Below are 20,211 nucleotides of genomic sequence, written 5' to 3' on the forward strand. Positions count from 1 at the left end.
GCTCCATGCTCAAAAAGACAGAAGGAATAGTGGTCAACAGCATCCGCTACAAGGAGAGTAGCGTGATTGTTAAGATTTTTACCCGTGAGATCGGTCTAAAATCCTATGTGGTCAATGGTATCAGAACCCAAGGAAGCAAATCTAAAACCGCACTTTTTCAACCGATGACGGTGTTGGATTTGGTCGTATACGACAGGGAAAATCAAGGATTACATCGACTTTCGGAATTTAAGCTTTCCCGACCGTTTCAGCATATTCCCTTTGATTTTGAGCGGACCGGCTTGGCTTTATTTATGTCTGAAGTGATCAATCGGTCCATTTATGAAAATTACCAAAATGAAGAGCTGTTTGATTTTTTAAAAAGAAGCCTTTTTCATTTGGATCAAAAAGAGAAAAATATCCGTCATTTTCCCCATGTCTTCTTAATCGAGCAAGCTAAATATTTGGGATTTGGGGCGGATGATCCTCAAGAATATATCGATGAAAGCAAGAGACTGGCTTTTACGAAAGATGAATATAGCAAAGCATTCGAATACTTACGGCAGTTGATGTCCGATTCGTTTGACTGTCAATATAAGCCCGGATTGCAGATCCGGAGAAAGCTGCTGGATTATTTGTTGGAGTTTTATAATGAGCAACTTGGGAGCAATCAGGTATGGAAATCCATGACAATTTTGAGACAACTGATGATATGATTTGAGTCCTTTTAAAAATAATCAGATTTTGGGTACAAAATTTGCGAAATACATTGGGAAGAACTAATATTGTACCATCACCGTGAATGTACAAGTCAGCCCACTTTGACTTGAGTTTTTCCTGCAGACCTTTTTTGCTCAGAAAAGCATCCACGATTCCAAAGACCGCATTTTACCTCAAAACATTATTTATTACACACCCTCTTTATGTACAACATAGAAGAACTCAGAATCAGGCTATTATCTGAACTGAAGGAAATCGCCGAAGAGCTGGGCGTAAAAAACTTCAAAACGCTAAAAAAAGACGAATTAGTCTACGCTATTTTGGATCAGCAGGCCATCACACCAGAGCAGGCACTTCCTAAGAAAAAACCTTCAGCCACAGAGACACAACCAGCTGAAGAGGCGCCAAAACCCGCCGAAAAACCGGAACCCAAACCTATACAAAAGGAAGAGCCGGAATTCAAATCAAAATTCAGAAGGCAAAATGTCACTGAAATCACCGAAGAAGCAAAATCTCCCAAACCAGAAGCTCCGGTAGAAAGACCTAAAGTCGAGCATAAGTCAAAAAAAGAAGAGCCTGCTCCAAAAAAGGAAGAACCTCAAAAAGAGCCAAAAGCTCAAGAAGAAAACAAAACTTTTAGACCTCGGAAGAAAATTTTTGAGGAAGTAAATGTCCCCGAAGAAACTCAGGCGGACGTTTCAGAAGAAAAGCCCGCGAAGCCAGAGCCGGAGATCGAATTACCCAAGCGTAAAAATTTCAAATCACAGGATGAAATGCTTGTTCCTGCGGCTGAGACTGTTCCATCCCATCGTTCAAAGAAACCTTACGTCAGCCCTCGGGAATTTGACGGAATCATTGAAAATGAAGGTGTACTCGAAATCATGCAGGAAGGATATGGATTCCTTCGTTCATTGGATTACAATTACTTGGCTTCCCCAGATGATATTTATGTGTCACCGAGTCAAATCAAACTTTTCGGTTTGAAAACGGGGGATCATATTAAGGGGTCCATTCGGCCTCCTAAAGAAGGAGAGAAATACTTCGCTCTTTTGAAAATCGGAACCGTCAACGGCAAAACCACAGATGAAATCAGAGATCGGGTACCATTCGAATACTTGACGCCACTCTTCCCTGAGGAAAGATTAAATCTTTCTACTCGTCCGGATGGATATTCTACCCGAATTTTGGACTTGTTTGCTCCGATAGGAAAAGGACAGCGAGGAATGATCGTTGCCCAACCAAAAACAGGTAAGACGGTACTCCTCCAGCAAATCGCCAACGCCATTACCAGAAACCATCCTGAAGTTCACTTGATGATCTTGCTGATCGATGAGCGACCCGAAGAAGTAACAGATATGGCGAGGTCAGTTAATGCCGAAGTGATTTCATCCACCTTTGACGAGACTGCCGATAGACATGTAAAAGTGTCCAATATCGTGTTGGAAAAAGCAAAGCGAATGGTGGAAGTCGGTCATGATGTGGTGATCCTTTTGGACTCCATCACCCGACTAGCCCGAGCCCATAATACTGTGGTACCTAGCTCCGGAAAAATCCTTTCCGGTGGTGTAGATGCCAATGCCCTGCACAAACCTAAGCGATTCTTTGGAGCAGCCCGAAATGTAGAAAATGGGGGTTCTTTGACTATCATCGCTACTGCTTTGGTAGAGACGGGATCTAAAATGGATGAGGTGATCTTTGAGGAATTCAAAGGAACTGGCAACATGGAACTCGCGCTAGACCGTAAGTTGGCCAATAGAAGAATTTATCCTGCTATTGATGTATTGGGTTCTGGGACCCGACGAGAAGATCTACTTATGGACAAAGAAGAAATGCAGCGCGTCTGGATTTTGAGAAAACTCATGAGCGATATGAATTCGCAAGAATCCATGGAATTCCTTCTCAATAGAATGAAAGGAACCCGAGACAATGCTGAGTTTTTGATCAGCATGAACGGATAAAGTCAAATCATCTTAAATATCAAGTCCCCGGTTCTAAATGATCGGGGACTTTTTTTTAGCTGAAAAATCAATTCAAGAGCAATTTTCTGCTTTTTTATTATCTTTTTTTGCAGTTCATAAGCATTTTTCAACATTTTGGTAATGAATTTGTTAAAGCTAAGATATTGATCACCCAATCAATCACCACCCTTGACAAAATATATACTGAACAAAGGCATTTTGCTGAGCCTTTTGGCTTGGTTGTGCATTGAGATACCGCTTCTGGCACAATGTGCCGAATGCGGAAGTCCACGTACGTATACTTCAAACGCGACCTCTTTAAACGATAGAACTAATGGAGGATTAAATGCATCTCGCTGGACAGGCTCCGGTAATTTTTCCGCTGGTCAAATCGCCAAGTTTTCTGCTGAGGATGAAAGTTACACCTGGACGGCTTCAGATTTTAATTTAGGAGGCATCATCCTATCAAATGGCGCTGATCTCACCCTTAATCGTGGTAACAATGGAAATGAACCCGGATTTACCATTAGTGATGGATGTATTGTCGTTGGGTCTGGATCAGTTTTACGAATAGTGTACATCACTGAGCTTTCAAATCTCCGAATTTGTGTAGAAGATGGCGGCTCTATTATTTTTGATCAACGGAATATCAATGGCAATGTAGAACGAAATGATTTCACGTTTGGCAATGTCATCATTGATTTACAGGGTCCCAATGCAGAATTAGAATTTGGAGACGCAGATATTATCATAGAATCGGGTGGACTAGTAATCGATGGATGGACTGGCGACGAAAGTGAGCTTTGCGAAAATAGTGACCCGCCTATCCCGGGTAGCTCAGGAAATATTTCTTGGACTAGCGAAATCCAACTTCTATCCCTGTGCGAGATCTTGAATGGTCGGGTTTTACCCATAGAGTTAGCTTATTTTCAATCCAAATTTCAAGATGAAAATAGATCTGTTTTACTCGAATGGGCCACTCTTACTGAAAAAGATACCGAATCGTTTGAGATAGAACGATCAGTAGACGGGGTGGAACGATGGGAAAAGATCAAAGAAATCAATGCCAATGGAAACTCAGAAGGTTTTCAGGCCTATAATTTTTCAGATCAATATCTTCCCCTTAGTGGGTCCAATGTTTACTATAGAATACGAATCATTGCCAGAAATGGTGTTCACTACATTTCTCAGCTTACAAGAGTGCCTCTTCCCTCACTCGTACAAACGGGAAAGCTTTGGCATATCTATCCCAATCCAAGTTTTGGAGGAGATCTAAGAATACAGCCCCATGATTCTGATTTTTCCGACTTTGAGGAAGTTCGGGTTCGGATTTTTGGAAAGTACTCCCAAAACCAAATCTTGACAGCACAAAGTCTAGAGGAATTAAATACCAAATTATCTTTGGAAATACAAGAATATTCACCAGGCATTATACTCTTAGAAATACAGTCAAAAAGAGGTGTGGAAGTAATCAAATTGATTCGAAAATAAGTTAAAATCTTATCCAATTCACTCTTTCTTTATTCATTAAACACCCAATAATCTCCTTGAGAGCAATTCCTTGCTCTCATTTTTTTTAAAATTTAATTTGTTTTATTACCTCTTAAATGTACATTTGAATCTATTTATATCGATCAAACAAAATATTATTTGTATAAATAAAGAATATTGGATTTCAGATACATAAAAAAGTAACTCAGAGAATCTCCAGAAATCACCTCACAAGAAATGGTACAAATGAATCCAAATACAAGCTTAAAGGCGAGAGTCTTTCGCAAACCGGATTTACAAATTTTATTTTGTATAGTATTGTTTCATATACATTTTTTTGCTTTTGATCAAATTGCTCTCGGGCAAACAACCGAGCGCTTTACCAGTCCAGGAAACTTTACCTTCACGGTTCCCAACTACTCAGGATCTGACTTAAAGCCTGGAGACGAAGTGCTTGTTGATCTGGAAGTGATTATTGTAGGCGCAGGTGGTGGTGGTGGCAAAGGAAATGGCGCAGGCGGAGGCGGCGGAGGTCAAGTTCGGACGATAACAATTGAAGCCCTGGAGGGGGCAGTATTGACAGGTTCTATCGGCGAGGGAGGAACCGGACGCTCAGGTCCAAACGGTGCAGGGGCAAATGGACAACCCACTATATTTAATGGCATATCAAGCAGTGGTGGAATAGGAGGTAGTGGCGGGAATGCAGGAGGGGGTGGAAATTCTGGATCCGGTACCTCCCGTGGAAATGGAAATAGAAACGGTTCTAGATATGCAGGAGGAGGAGGAGGAGGAGCCTCTGGAAACGGAAATAACGGAACTACAAGCTTCCCGCCTCCTTCTGCAAGAGGAGGAAATGGAGGAGCAGGAATAAATGGATACGGAGGCGGCGGCGGAGGGGCTGCTAATGGAGGAGCTGGTTCAAATAATGTCGTCGGTCAAGGCGTAGATGGAGGAAGCAACGGTAGCACTGGAAATGCCTCAGGTGCATCTAATGGCGGCGGCGGCGGCGGTGGAAGATTAAGTGGCGGAAACGGTGGAAATGGAGTCGTGGAAATCAATATTTCATTTAGAATCCTTCCGGTACAATACCTCTATTTCGAAGCAAATTTTAATAGCGCGGAAAGAATTGGCAAATTAGACTGGGCTACGGCAAAAGAATGGGAAAACTCTCACTTCGAAATCGAAAGGGCTCAAAATGGAATAGATCAATGGAAAAAAATTGGTGAAGTTCGGGCGGTGGGCTATTCTGATCAACCGGAAAAATACTCTTTTAAAGATGATAAAATCCCTTTGTCGGGAGGATCCTTATTCTATAGAATTAAACAGATTGATTTAAATGCCAAGTCAACTAATCTAAGCGAAGTTGTGGGTTTATATGTTCCTTCGGTTCGCCAGACAAATGGCAACTGGAGAGTTTATCCCAATCCCGCAACAGTGGATAATATCAATATTGATCATCTTAATGCTGAAAGCCATAATGGAAAGCCTATTACGTTTAGGCTGGTCGGAAACTCGATAAACACGCCTTACAAAACGGTGGAAGACATTGAATCTTTAAATACCGAACTTCGGGAATCTATTTCAACTATCAGGAAGGGATTTTTGGTGATAGAAATTCAATGGAACAATACAGTGGAAATTCTAAAAGTAATTTTTGAATAGTCTTCTTTAACCTGAAATAACTAAGCCCAAATTCTTTCTGAATCAGACAGAAGGCTTCGAGAGATTCAAGACTAATTAATTATAAGTAGATCAAATACACTTATAAACTGTTTCTGCTATCACTTATTCGGGCTTTTTCAAGAAAGCTACTGTGAGGATTTTAACCTTTAAAAATAGCCAGTAAAATCAACATCCGAATTATTCCATAATTCGTAATTCCTGTTTGTTAAAGAAAACTTTGCCATATAGGACAATTACAAATCTTTAGAGGATTAAAAATTTTGCCAGCCGATAAAAAAACAAAGCATAGTCAGAAAGAAACAATAATGCATCGATAGGATAAAAAGTTAGCCAATCAAAAACGAAGTGGAGAATTCACAAAATCCATAATGACTCAGATATGGGTGTCCATTTTAAAAATTTTATTTGTTTATAAAGTTCAATGATTTAAATTGTAAGCCCTTTAGTCATTAATGGCAAAATATTATTTGTTTAGACAAGATTAAAATGTAATTCAAATATAAAAAAAGGTTAGAAATAGATTTAAGATAAATTATCCTTGAATCTATATTGACTATAATCAAAGAAAAGAGCATCAAAATATAGAAGAAAGCCCAATCACGGATCGTGTCAAAACATGATTTAAAGAGTTTAGTTGATTCCCTTTAGAAAAGCATGGATCTTAGCTCTTGATTTTAAAACGATTACATGCAAATTTTTGGGTAAAAATTAGGAAATTGAAATGCAAATCTTTAAATTTGAAATACGTTTTTTAGGGTTTGAAAAACATTTATAGACTAACTGGATGAAAAAACATTTACCAGTTTTACTCCTATCCATTTTTCTGATATTTATCAGCTGGGAGACTTTTGCCCAAACCCAGACGATTATCAATACTACAGCTGGAGGAGGGGAAACTTTTGTAGTCCCTCCCGGCGTGACCTCAATTACTGTGGAAGTATGGGGAGCTGGTGGCAGAGGAGGTTCAAGATCAGGATCTAATGGAGTTACTGGTGGCGGTGGCGGTGGGGCTTACTCTAAAAGTGTGCTATCTGTTACAGCAGGACAAACTATCAGCTATTATGTGGGTTTTGGATCAAAAACCGCTGACCCCGGAGAAGATTCTTGGTTTTTAGATAATACCACAGTAATGGCCAAAGGAGGAAATTCTGTCGGCACTAATGTGCTCACAGGTGCTACAGGAGGTTCTAGTGCTTCTAGTTTTGGAGATGAATCCTTTAGTGGAGGAAATGGTGGTGATGGTTCAGGAAATAATGCGGGTGGAGGAGGCTCGTCTGCGGGAATAAATGCTAACGGAAACAACACAGCGAACTCCACAGGAGCAACAGCTCCTGCCGGTGGGGGAGATGGTGGAGACGGCAGGACAGGTAGTCAGGGTCGTGGAGAAGATGGTTTATCTCCTGGAGGAGGGGGCGGTGGTTCGCGGCGAAATAATGCCTCAGGAACGGAACAAGTTGGCGGATATGGTGCAGACGGTCAGATCCGGATTTCCTATATCGCATTGACTTCATATACCAGTTCTGATGATCAATACGTTTGTGAAGATGACCCGATTAACGAAATCACTTATTCATTACCTCCTAATTCTACTGTAGAAATTATAGATCTACCGCCTGGATTAACTTCTAATTACAATAGCACAGCAGGTACTATTTCTATCACAGGAATTCCAACAGCAGATGGAACTTACACCATCAATGCCACTCCTGATTACAATTCATTTATAACGCTTACTCAAAGTGGGTCTGTTACGATCATTCCTAAACCGGATGTGACAGACATAGCAGAAACTGTTTGCAGCGGGGAACCCTTCACTGTTATTCCTGTGGATGGAACAAATGGTTTTATTCCTGATGTAACCACGTATTCCTGGGACGCTCCATCGATGCCCAGTGGACTGACCGGAGGTGCTGCAGGAAGTGGGGATGAAATTTCCGGGACTTTAACCAACACGACCAACTCGGCACTTGATGCAATCTATACCGTCACACCTACTCATAATGGATGTGATGGTGATCCTTTTGAGGTTGCTGTAACTGTCGATCCCGTTGCAACCATTGACGATCAAACGGTAGAAGTTTGTACCGGAGATGATTTTTCTTTCACACCGACTGACGGGACCGATGGAGTTGTACCGGCGGGAACTACCTATACTTGGGAGTCCCCTTCAGTGACAGGGGGCCTCACAGGGGGAGACGCAGATAGTGGAAGTTCTATCTCAGCAACCCTTAACAATCCAACCAATACCCAACAAACTGCAACTTATACTGTTACTCCAACTTCTGGAACCTGCGTTGGACCAGATTTTACAGTTACGGTGACCGTCGACCCAGGACCAAATATTGATGATTTAACCAGTTCTATATGTAGTGAAGAAACTTTTACAGTTACTCCTGAGAACGGGACCGATGGAATTGTGCCTGCAGGAACTACTTACACTTGGGGATCCCCTTTAGTGACTGGGGGCCTAACAGGGGGAGTTGCTGGTAGTGGAAGTAGTATCACTGGAACCCTAACCAATCCGACCAATACTAGTCAAACGGCAACTTATACGGTGACTCCAAGTTCTGCAAGCTGTTCAGATGAGACTTTTTTACTGACAGTGACGGTTGATCCAAAACCTGATGTTTCGGATATAAATGAAACTATTTGTAGTGGAGGTTCATTCAATCTAACACCTGTAGATGAAATTGTTCCGTCTGGCACTACTTATTCATGGAGCCCTCCCTCAATTTCAGGGGATATAACAGGTGGCGAAGCCGGAAATGGAAGCACGATTTCAGGTACGTTAACTAATAATACGAATACAGCTCAAACTGCAACCTATACCGTAACTCCAATCTCAGGGGATTGTACAGGAGAGGATTTTACGGTTACTGTAACCGTTGATCCTAAGGCAACAATTGATGATCAAACGGTAGAAGTATGTACTGGAGATCCTTTTTCTTTCACCCCAGCGAATGTGACCGATGGAATCGTGCCTTCTGGAACCACCTATACTTGGGAAGCTCCCGACTTGGAAAGTGGATTGACCGGAGGAGAGGCGGACAGTGGAAATATTATCACCGGTACTCTAACTAATACAAGCAATACCTCAAAAACCGCAACCTACACTGTAACTCCAATCTCAGGATCCTGTACAGGAGAGGAATTTACAGTTACCGTGACCATAAATCCCGGACCTAGTATTGATGATATTAACACCTCAATCTGCAGTGAAGGGACCTTTGACATCACCCCTGAAAACGGGACTGATGGAATTGTGCCGTCAGGGACTACCTACACCTGGACCTTACTATCAGCTGATGCGGGCATCTCTGGTGCAGTGGATGGAAGCGGAAACAGTATTTCAGGCACCCTAACTAATTCAACCAGTTTATCTCAGGCGGCCGTTTACGAGGTTACTCCTACCTCAGGAACCTGCTCCGATGACACCTTTTTATTAACTGTGACAGTTGATCCAAAACCCGATGTTTCGGATATGGCTGAAACTATTTGTAGTGAAGGTTCATTCGACCTAACACCTGTTGATGGAACCAATGGAATTGTTCCGGCCGGAATTTCTTATTCATGGGAAGCTCCCTCGATTTCAGGTGAATTAACCGGAGGAGAAGCTGGAAGTGGAAATACGATTTCGGGGACATTAACTAACACCTCAAACATTGTCCAAACTGCTACTTACACAGTCACTCCAACTGTTGATGGTTGCATAGGTGAAGATTTTGTTGTCACCATAACTGTAGATCCTGTCCCAACCATTGATGATATTTCCATCAACTCCTGTACTGGAGATCCTTTTACTATTGAACCCGCAGATGGGATTGTACCTTCCGGGACCACATATGATTGGGAATTGATCTCGGTTACGGGTGGAATAACTGGAGGAGAGGATGGAAGTGGAGGCACTATTACCGGAACCTTAACCAATCCAAGCGATACTCCACAGACTGCAACTTACACGGTAACTCCAACCTCCGGAAGCTGTATCGGGCCGGATTTTACAGTTACAGTCACAGTCGACCCCATCACGGAAATAACTGTTCAGCCTTCAGATATTGGAGAGGTAGACTGTTTTGGTGATGGGTTTGACCCGATTTCTGTCACCGCTGTGGGAGGAGGATTAGAGTATCAATGGTATTCCAAAACAGATAATTTGGATCCAATTACTAATCCTGGTAATCTTATTTCTGGGGCTAATTCCGCAAGTTTTACACCTCCTTCCAACACCCCAGTTTTAGAAAGCTATTACTACTATGTGGTAGTTATCGGTAATTGTGGGGAGGTAATTTCTTCACTTTCGGGGGAATATGTGGCTACGGAACCAGAAACAACAATTATTGATGACCCATCTACTACTGATCTAGAAGTATGCAAGGATGACGCGTTCCCAGAATTAGTGGTAAGTGCAATTGGAGAAACAGACCCTGACACCTACCCTGAAGTAACATATCAATGGTATAGCAATACTAGCCCTTCCAATACGGGAGGAACTCTAATTGATGGAGCTACTTCTTCAACTTTTACCCCACCAAGCAATACGGTTGGTACCCTATATTATTATGCCGAGGCAGCGTCTTTATGCGGTACAGTTCCCACAGATGTTTCAGGTGCTCATACAGTTACTCCTTTAACAGAAATTGAAGAAGAGGATCTAGCCGGTCAAGTGATTTGTGATGGGGATGATTTTGATCCTATTTCGGTGGAAGCCTATGGAACTGGTACTATTTCCTATCAATGGTATCAAAATGATGAAAACTCAACTACCTCTGGTAATATTGTAGCGATTGGATCAGATTCAAATACATTTACTCCTCCTTCAGGATTATCAAATCCTTCACAATCGGAAACTTACTATTATTTTGTTGTGGTTTCGAGTGATTGTGGACCAGACATTACCTCCACTATTTCTGGCGAATTTACTGTGAATCCAATTCCAGAAGTAACCAATACCTCCCTAAATCAGACTATCTGTTCAGGTGGTAGTTCAACGGAAGTAGCTCTCACTTCAGATGTGGGAGGAACCACATTTAATTGGACAGCAAGTGCCTCAAGTGGAATTACTGGATACACGGCTTCTGGTTCGGGACCAATACCTGCAGAAACTTTATCGAATCCAGGAACCACCCGAGGGTCTGTTACTTACAGCATTACTCCAAGTGCAAATGGATGTACTGGTCCATCTGTTGATTATACCATCTATGTGGACCCTTTACCAACGGTTACGAACGCTGTTATGTCCCAGACAATATGTTCTGGAGAAACCACGGAAGAAGTTTATTTGACATCGGATGTTGCTAGTACTAGTTTCGCTTGGACTGCAACTGCAACGTCTGGTGTTACTGGATTTACTACAAATGGAACTGGTCCAATTCCAGCCCAAACCATAACAACTTCTGAAAATAGCCCAGGTACGGTAACCTATGAAATAACCCCAACCGCAAATACTTGTGCCGGACCCATTGCTACCTATACCATTCAGGTTAATCCAATTCCAACAATAACAAATTCAGAGTTGGATCAAACCATTTGCTCCGGAGAAAGCAGCTCTCAAGTTGACTTCACATCTTTAGTAGATGGGACTACCTTTGATTGGACGGTAGTTTCATCAAGTGGAGCTTCTGGGTTTACCTCAAGTGGATCAGGTTCCCTTACTTCTCAGGCAATTACAGCAACCGGGCCAACGCAAGGATCGGTGACTTTTGAAGTGACTCCATCAGCTAATGATTGCTTTGGGCCCTCTGAGACTTATACTATTTATATAGATCCAATTCCTACGGTTACTAATACCGAATTGGAACAAACCATTTGCTCGGGAGGAAGTACCTCAGAGGTCGAACTTACATCAGATGTTTCTGATGTATCTTTTGATTGGACAGCTGTGGGCTCGACGGGGGTTACCGGATTTACTTCGAGTGGATCAGGTCCAATCCCCGCAGAAACAATAACAAATTCTGGAACGACACAAGGCACAGTAACCTATACCATCATTCCAAGTGCAAGCGGGTGTTCAGGTTCTTCCACTGATTATATCGTAAAAGTTGATCCATTACCAACTCCAACATTTATAGAATACCCGGGAACTGAAGTTTGCGAGCAAAGCAGTGTCGCCTACACCACTCAGCCAGGACAAAACAATTACAATTGGAATATACCGGGATCAGAAGGAACCGATTACACGATTATTTCTGGAGGAACATCAGGTGAAAGTGTCACGCTAGAGTGGTTGACTACAGGTTCTAAGACGGTAACAGCTAGCTATACTGATTCAACTACTGGATGTATAGCTTCTTCCCCAGCCTCATCAACGACTGAGGTAGAACCTTTTGCAACAATAGGTCCTACCTCAATTGCGACCCCAAGCGTTTGTATTTCTGACCCTTCTTCCTTGAGTTTTACTCAATCCACAACGGGAGTAACAAGTATTGGTACACCGACAGGATTACCTCCCGGAATCACAGCTTCATTTAATTCTTCGACTGGAGAGATCTCATTCTCCGGCACTGCTACAACAATAGGATTCTACAGCTATAGCATCCCATTAAACGGCAACTGCGTCAATGGCCTAACTGCCACAGGGACAATAGATGTCACCCCTGAATATGAACTGACGTCAGTAAGTTCTGTTTCGGCTACTATCACTGGAGGTACTGCGAGTATCACCATTAATGGAGATGTTTCTTCCTTACCTAATGGAGAATATGAAGTGACCTACATTTTGGATGATGGAATTAATCCTCCTGCTGAACACTCGTCATCCTCTTTCAATGTAAATGATGGTAGAGGTACTTTTGCTTCCATACCCTTGGATGATTTGGATGTTGAGGCCTATCAATTGACCATCAAAACAATAAGCAAAACCACTGGAGGCTGTGTTACTGATTTAGACATAGACGACCCTATTAATACCACCTACTTTAGTGTTTGTGGGGCACCTTTTACTGAGGATGGAACCTTCTTTGTACCAGCAGGAGTATATGAGGTTACCATTCAAGCTACTGGAGCTGGTGCAACAGGTGAAACTGAAACCGTTACTATTCCAGTAAATCCAGGGCAAGCATTGGGTATTTATGTCGGCCAAAGTGGAGATACTGGAACTGGCCGGGACACTTGGGTAACTCGAGATTCCTCTCTCCCCGATCCAGAAACTTCCAGTTTTGTATATGCCAACGGAGGCGGAGGAAATGGAGCTGATGGACAGGTAAATATATCCTATTCCTGCCCTGATGCTAATGATGCGGATTGCATGGAGGTGGTTGATGACGGAGCAGTTAGCGGAACTACCATTATTCGATTTATATGCGATGATGTTTGGGAAGTCCCAGAAGGTTTAGTCGAATTTTCAATTTATGCAATCGGCGGTGGAGGCGGTGGTGGCATGGGACAAACCGGCGGTGGTGGTGGTGGCGGTGGAATTGCCTCTACCACTGTTTTTAGTAATGCTCAATATGGATTCCCAGCAGGTCATTCCCTCAATATTACAGTAGGCCAGGGTGGATCGGGTGCATCGACGGTAAATGTAAAAGGGGGAAATGGAGGCAACTCGGAGGTAACCGGTACCATCCCAGATCCAAATGGAGATATAAACATCAATCTTAATGCCCTAGGAGGTGGAGGGGGTGGATCCTTTAACAATCTCGACGGAACCGATGGGGCCTCAGGAGGAGGTGGCGCTTTCAGTGATCAAGAAACTAACACCGCTGGCATAGGGGGCTCAGGCACTCCAGGACAGGGAAATGACGGAGGTAATGGAGGTGAAGGAAATAAAGAAAATTCGGCAAGTGCTGGCGGCGGCGGTGGTGGTGCCGGAGAAGAAGGAGGTAATGGAGATGGGGCAGGAGTTGGACGATCAAAAGCAGGAGATGGAGGAGATGGGGCGATTTTTGAAATAGATGGTACTCCTTATGGTTATGGAGCTGGCGGTGGTGGCATAGGGTTTAATTTTAATGGAAACCCTGTGAGTGATGGTGAAGGTGGTGAAGCAAATGGAATTAAAATAGGAGGAGATGCAGGTTTGGATGGAATTGGAAATGACGGCACCATTTACACCGGATCTGGTGGAGGAGCTGGAAATACTTTAGGCGGAAATGGCGGACAAGGGGTTGTCTATATCACCTACTTTAACTTCAGCATCCTCCCCATCGAATACCTCTACTTTGATGTGGAATATCAGGAGGAATCTAGAACGGGTAAATTAAACTGGGCGACTGCCAAAGAATGGGAAAATGCTCATTTTGAAATTGAGCGCTCTATCAATGGGGTAAATAATTGGGAAACGATCGCTGAAGTTCCCGGTGCTGGATATTCTGAAGTGATCACCGAATATGAGTTCATTGATCAAAACCTTCCAGCAGCTGGAGGTGTCGTTTACTATCGACTAAAAGATGTGAGTTTCTACCAGGAGTATTCCTATAGTAATACCCGATCTATGGTCGTTCCATCGCTTTCAGGCACAAGTTCTTGGATCGCCTATCCTAACCCAAGTCATCGATCTAGTGAAATTACTTTAGATCTCTTAAATACATCGGAATACAATGACGAACCAATTACTGTTCAAATTTCTGATGTGCGCGGTGTTTCTGAAAGCTACACGGTAAGAAGTGCACAAGAAGTAACGGAAGTTGTCAATTCCCATTTACAAATCACTGACTTTGGAATTTATATCATTCAGCTTTCTTGGGGGGATAATCAGCAGCAGCTAAAAATTATTCGAAACTAAAGGGAGGCACCCCATTTATAGGGGATTTCACTTTCAACACAAAAGAATGTTTCAAAAAATGTTCTATTGTCAGCCTGAGTTTTAAATATTTTTCAAACATCCAAAAAGGAAATGAGGGAAATTTTCCTTTGAAGTAAGGCCGTGGTCACACTTAGTCTTAAATATTCTTCGAACATACAAAAAGGAGATGACGAAAATTATGGTTTGAATCAAATTTTTGGTCACGCTGAGCACTTGAGAGACGAGAGTCTCGAAATCGAAGTGTCCTCGTACCTTCAGACTCCCGTCTTTCGGGTGCTCGGAATGACCCCAATTTTGTGATATTAAGCATCTCTGTCATTGGTACCACTTGAGAAATGAGAGTCCCGAAATCGAAGTGTTATGGTTCGACGTTTAAGTAGGGCTTCGACTTCGCTCAGCCTGACAGTAACAAAAATCTATCTTTGGTAGTGGAGTCGAAGGCCATTTCTAGCGTTTCGGACCTCATTTTGATTTCCACACCCTCGTCTCTTCAATGCCGCTGCCACAAACTTAACTTATGAGATCAGCCTCCTTTTTACTCCTCCTCATCCTTCCTTCTCACCGGCAACTGTGGCTGACCTAGACCCACACTACCTTTTAAACCCGTAAGGGTTGCTTTCCACCAAGCATTAAAAATAAACTTGGATTGATCTCGCTTGAGATAAATATCGGAGCGAACCACATTTCCGAGGAATTTTCTGGGGTTATTATTTTTAATCAAGGTATTAGCCAAAAAGGTCATCCTTCCGAGTTTACCAGTGCCTTTGGTCAGACTTACACTATCCAAAAAAGAGACATTCAACCCTTCATATCGAAAATCCATCCGTCCAAAAGCCTCTTCCTTATCCAATCGGAAACTCCAATCTCCTTTTTTTACGTCTCCTGAGTTAATCCTTAAAAATGCTCCACGCGACAGGATATGATTAATCTGTTGGAGATTAAAGGTGTCCAATTGGGCAGTGACCTCCATCGGATAAGGGTCATCAAAGTGCATCTGAACCTGCAAATCCAATTCCCCTGTGCCCATCAATTTGGCAGAAGCCAGCACATAGCTATCATCTATGGGGTACTCCCGATTGGGTTCGCTGATGGCAAATGGCGTCAGGACTGCCTCCAAATCATGAAATTCCACTTTTCCCGGAGACATGGAATTCGCCACAAATTCCTGATATCGCACAAATCCCTGATGAAGAAACACCGAATCTACACGAAGATTAAATGGAAGATTTTGAAGAATCTCTTGAGGCATAGGCTTAACCTGACCTTCCCTCAGCGGAATTCGCTTATCCCGGAGGACGTCAAGCTTCATCTGAGAGGCGATTACCCGCTTAGCTTGCATCCCCTCACCGGAAATCATTTGCTCCAAATCAATCGATTCAACCGAAACCCTTTCTAAATCCAAGCGTATCGCGTCCGTTTGATACCCTTTTTTTCGAAGATATTCATAGGTCCCCATGGCCGGTTTGTAGGCCACCCCCTCCAGCAACAAGTTGCGCTCCGAAAATGAAATCTTATCCGCACGGAAAATCTCCATACTGTCTTTACTATAGAGCTCATAATCCTTCACCGACAGCTTTAGATCTTCATCCAAGAAAAAATTAGCCTGCGCGCCAGATGAAAAATTAAGCAAGTCAAAATCCAAATCATTCAGGGCTAAATCTATCCCCTGAAACCCTAATCTCGGTATCGGCCCTTTCCCTTTTTGGTGAAATTCGATTTTTCCCTCGGTGATCATTAAATTTTGCAACATCAAAGTATGTACAAAAGCCTCCTCATTTTTAGACCTGGGACCAGATTGACCTGAAGAATTTTGGGTAGAAGCCGTATCCAAATACACGCGCATATCCGGACCAGATATCCGAATACTTTCCAGATTTACCCTTCCGGTACGTTGGATCTCCGCAAGGGTATTATTGCGTATTCCGAGTTCATCAATTTTTCCCGAAAAAAGTACCCCTTCGGAATTTTCCAAATCAACAGGCTCGATTTCCAATCCCAAAAAAACCGTCTCATCCCCTTTGTTATTGATCAAAACTTCGGAAAATCGGATTTGATGTAAACTATCCGGTAGCGCAAAAGAAAAATCATTGACTGCCAAAGAAATCTCATCAAACAACTCCGCCAAAATCAACTCATTTTCCATTTCTTCATCCAGAAAAAAGTCAGACACTGACACATCAAAAGTCGCCTGAATGGATTCTACCTCTTGGTTGGCTATTTGAAAAGTCAATCTCAAATCCGATTCTTTTGCCAAAATCTCCTGTATCCTAAGAAAATCAATAGACCTGCTAAAGGCTCCCGAATTTCGATTGCTTCTTTCTTCTTTTCGGACAAACTCCGGCTCAATATCCAAGTTGATCTGACTCCCCTCCACACTCAATTTTGAAAGATCAAGTCTGTTTTCGTAAAGGAAATCCTCCAGATCCAATCCTTCCAACGTTAATTTTGGCAAGACCAAAGACAAGGCAAGTTTGCTTTCAAGCTGAGGTCCGGGATTGAGTACGAGACTATCGATGGTGATCGCTTGGGTTTTGGTATTGTACTGCACATTTCCGGTACTGACATCATAGTCCCCTTTGGCCAGACTAAAGGAATATCCCGCTAGATTGAGAATGATTTCATCTGAAAAAAAACTGCGATCTATATCCAGTTCTTGTCCGGGTGCATAGTAAAAATCCCGGACAACAAGGGATAAATCCTCCTCGCTGAAACTCACTTCTTGTCTGCCGGTAATGTCTGTGAAATCCATTTTCCCCTGAAAAAATCCAACCGAATCAATCGACACCACTTTGAAATAATCGGAGAGCAAATCCTGAATTTCCTGCGAAGAGGCCGAAAATTCCCGATTTCCGCCAGAATTCCGCTTTCGAAGTTGATTATAAATCAGATGTGGCTGGGAAACCAATATGTAATCGATCAATAGTTCCTCATCCAACAGTGCGGCCCGCACATCGATTCCCTGCAACTGAAAAACCGGAACAGTCAGGTCGATCGTTGCCGATTTGCCATAGGTATCCAAGAGCTGCTGGATTTGATCGGGTTTTTCAGGTTTCAATGAAAAATTACTCACCTCGACCAGTCTCCGTTTGGAGTCGATCAAGATTCGATCCGCCGTGAATAAGTGAAGGTTATCCCTCAATTTCAACTGATACTGATCCAGACTCAAGACTAATTCTTCTGCCAAAAGCAAATCCCGCATACTCGCTGATGATTCCGGTTTGATGAAAACATCCTCTAACTGAAGACTGAATTTTTCAAAATTCACATTATCACTCCGATCTCCGGATTCATTTTGAAATTGCATGGTGCCTTCGTTGATCGAAAGCAAACCAATGTTTACCTCATCCAGGTACCCTTGCAAGAGTTTCTGTGCCGAAAATCTTCTCGTACTATCCCGCTGAGCTACGCGGTCGATAAACTCCACTTGAGGCTGATTCATCTCCAGCAGATCTACATCGAGTATCGCTTCATTGTAAAGCTTTTTCAGATTGGCTTCATCCAATTGGAGCTTGGGCAAAGAAAGTCGAATCACCTGGCGTACGGTACTATCTTCCTGCCCCAGCAAAGGGGAAATTTCAAATCCCTCCACTTCTATTTGATCCAAAAAAGAAGAGATGGAAACCTTATCCCCATGAATCACATGGACGCCATCTGTCAGGTTAAGCGTGAAATCTTCCAATTCCATCGCTGCATCTTTTCCGTAAAAAAATTGATTTTCCCGTTTCGCAGCATCCCATCCCAGGTAGAAATCAGCCATTTTAAAATCCACATCCTCAATTTCGATTCTACTGCGTAGACTGTCTTCTGGATCAAGGGAAAAGAATTTTCCATTATTCACCGAAAACTCACGAATAGAAAAAGACTTTAAAATCCCATCAATCAAGGAATTTAAATCTCCCTCACCCTTTACCTCCTCTTCCACGAGTTCCCTGGGGAAATGAGTCATCTGAAACTCCGGGTCATTGAGCACGATCTCCTCGATCTCAACTTCGGAAGTTAAAAATGCCTGATTTAGATCAAAATTATTTACGTTCAACTCATCCAACTTAAGATCATAATAGGCCCGACTGGGAATTTCTCGGTTTGGACTTAATCGAAATCTCTGAATGTCAATTAGATTTTCCAGAGAACTGACTAATACTTTGTCCGCAAATATCACATGAACTTCATCGGAAAGCGGAAACTCGACCTGTTCCAGGTCAAACTCAAATCCCTTGGCATTAAATGGTGTATCCCAGTCTGTCCCAGTCGTCCAGTCCACATCCTCAATCATCACTTTCGTATTTTGAGCTTTTAGGGATTTTTGGCTCAGGAAATTCAGGAAAAACAAATCGGCATGATTGATCTCAATCGCTTCGATAAATAATCCTCCAAATGGTATCCGCTGAATACTTTTTTGAATCTCCTCTTCTAATTCCTTGACCGGAGATCGCTTGACAAAGCCAGATGAAGAGTCAGCGGCCTCTTTATCCCTATTGGGTAAAATCAATCCCAAATCAGGATTATCAAGTTCGATTTTGCCCACCCGAAAAACCTTTTCAGACCAATCATACCAAATATCCAATACAGCAATCTCATCAAGGGTGAAATCAAAAACCACCTGCTCACTACTGACTCGGTTTCCCTCGATAGGCTTCATCACGATGCCATTTAAAAAGACCCCTCTCCGCAAAAGGGAGAAGTTAAGCCGGTTAAAATCTACCTGATAGACTCCCCCTGTAGCCTCATTTATTTTGTCTCGGGTCCAGTTAACTAAAAAAAAGTTAGATCCGAAATAAATCAAAAATTCCAAAAACAGAACCCCAAGAAAAATAATGGTAAAAATTCGGACAAATTTTTTCCGTAAGGGATGTTTGGATAGTTTTTCCTTGATGCGACGAATCATCGGAGTGAATTTGATGTAAAATAACTAATTACTCCAGATAAAAGAAAAGCAGCACCGAGATGCTGCTTTTTATTGCTGTAGGAGAAGGATTCGAACCTCCACGGAGTAGTTAGGCTATAGTCCGGTTTGTGCTACGCTTTTTCCCACCGATAATTATCGGTACTCCACCCCCGAGACAGGAGGGCTTGTCTGCCAATTTCAACATCCTACAGTATATATCTTTAAAAGCTTTCGCTTTAAATCGCAATTTAAAAGCGACAAATTAACTTACGAACCAAAAACCGATTCGTCTCCATTGCTTAATTCGCCGCTCTAAAACTTCAGCTCTTCTTTTAAGAGCTTGTTTAATAGGTCTGAGATCAATTCGTTCGTTTGGAAGTGCTTGACTCATTCATTGAGTCAAAATTAGAAAAACCATTTGTTTTTTAAAATTTTGACAAAGAAATAGTTTGTTTTTTTAAGTATTTTTATCAAAAACCGATTTTCATTAGCAATTCCGAATTCAAACGATAAAAATTCTTTCTTCAATTAAGAAAATGGTAATGCGGAAAAGGCATAAAAAAAACCATGAAACAAAATTTCATGGTTTTAGTCAATTAACAATAAACCCAAAATAACCTGCTGTAGGAGAAGGATTCGAACCTCCACGGAGTAGTTAGGCAAATTTACGAGCTCGCTAAAATGCTTTATTCTATGGTCTCCACCCCCGAGACAGGAGGGCTTGTCTGCCAATTTCAACATCCTACAGTATAGTGTTT

The 20,211-nt window shown here is 42.3% G+C and carries 6 protein-coding genes; 5 read left to right on the forward strand and 1 reads right to left on the reverse strand.

The features are described from left to right. Positions 1-5 precede the first annotated feature (5 nt). The 5 genes from recO (at position 6) to BM043_RS06560 (ending at position 14,547) form a co-directional block, all read left to right on the forward strand. Positions 6-695, forward strand: a complete 690-nt coding sequence (recO, locus tag BM043_RS06540) for a DNA repair protein RecO (RefSeq protein ID WP_092790009.1) — start codon at positions 6-8, stop codon at positions 693-695. A 207-nt stretch (positions 696-902) separates the two neighbouring features. Further along, positions 903-2,657 (forward strand): transcription termination factor Rho, encoded by a 1,755-nt coding sequence (gene rho / locus BM043_RS06545; RefSeq protein WP_092790011.1) that lies wholly within the window; start codon positions 903-905, stop codon positions 2,655-2,657. 189 nt (positions 2,658-2,846) lie between these two features. Further along, on the forward strand, positions 2,847-4,148 hold the full coding sequence (locus BM043_RS06550) for a hypothetical protein (RefSeq protein ID WP_143189486.1): 1,302 nt from the start codon (positions 2,847-2,849) through the stop codon (positions 4,146-4,148). Positions 4,149-4,466: 318 nt separating this feature from the next. Further along, positions 4,467-5,810, forward strand: a complete 1,344-nt coding sequence (locus tag BM043_RS06555) for a glycine-rich domain-containing protein (protein WP_092790015.1) — start codon at positions 4,467-4,469, stop codon at positions 5,808-5,810. Positions 5,811-6,615: 805 nt separating this feature from the next. Next, positions 6,616-14,547, forward strand: coding sequence for a beta strand repeat-containing protein (locus BM043_RS06560; RefSeq protein WP_092790017.1), 7,932 nt, complete (start codon positions 6,616-6,618; stop codon positions 14,545-14,547). A 556-nt stretch (positions 14,548-15,103) separates the two neighbouring features. Here BM043_RS06560 and BM043_RS06565 read toward each other — a convergent pair. Then, on the reverse strand, positions 15,104-19,453 hold the full coding sequence (locus tag BM043_RS06565; RefSeq protein ID WP_092790019.1) for a hypothetical protein: 4,350 nt from the start codon (positions 19,451-19,453) through the stop codon (positions 15,104-15,106). Positions 19,454-20,211 lie beyond the last annotated feature (758 nt).

The organism is Algoriphagus hitonicola, from assembly GCF_900113375.1.
In the GTDB taxonomy this organism is placed as follows: domain Bacteria; phylum Bacteroidota; class Bacteroidia; order Cytophagales; family Cyclobacteriaceae; genus Algoriphagus; species Algoriphagus hitonicola.

What these genes read in the sequence shown, in the direction of transcription:
- recO (WP_092790009.1), top strand. Translation starts at nt 6, where the DNA reads ATGCTCAAAAAGACAGAAGGAATAGTGGTCAACAGCATCCGCTACAAG.
- rho (WP_092790011.1), top strand. Translation starts at nt 903, where the DNA reads ATGTACAACATAGAAGAACTCAGAATCAGGCTATTATCTGAACTGAAG.
- BM043_RS06560 (WP_092790017.1), top strand. Translation starts at nt 6,616, where the DNA reads ATGAAAAAACATTTACCAGTTTTACTCCTATCCATTTTTCTGATATTT.
- BM043_RS06565 (WP_092790019.1), bottom strand. Translation starts at nt 19,453, where the DNA reads ATGATTCGTCGCATCAAGGAAAAACTATCCAAACATCCCTTACGGAAA.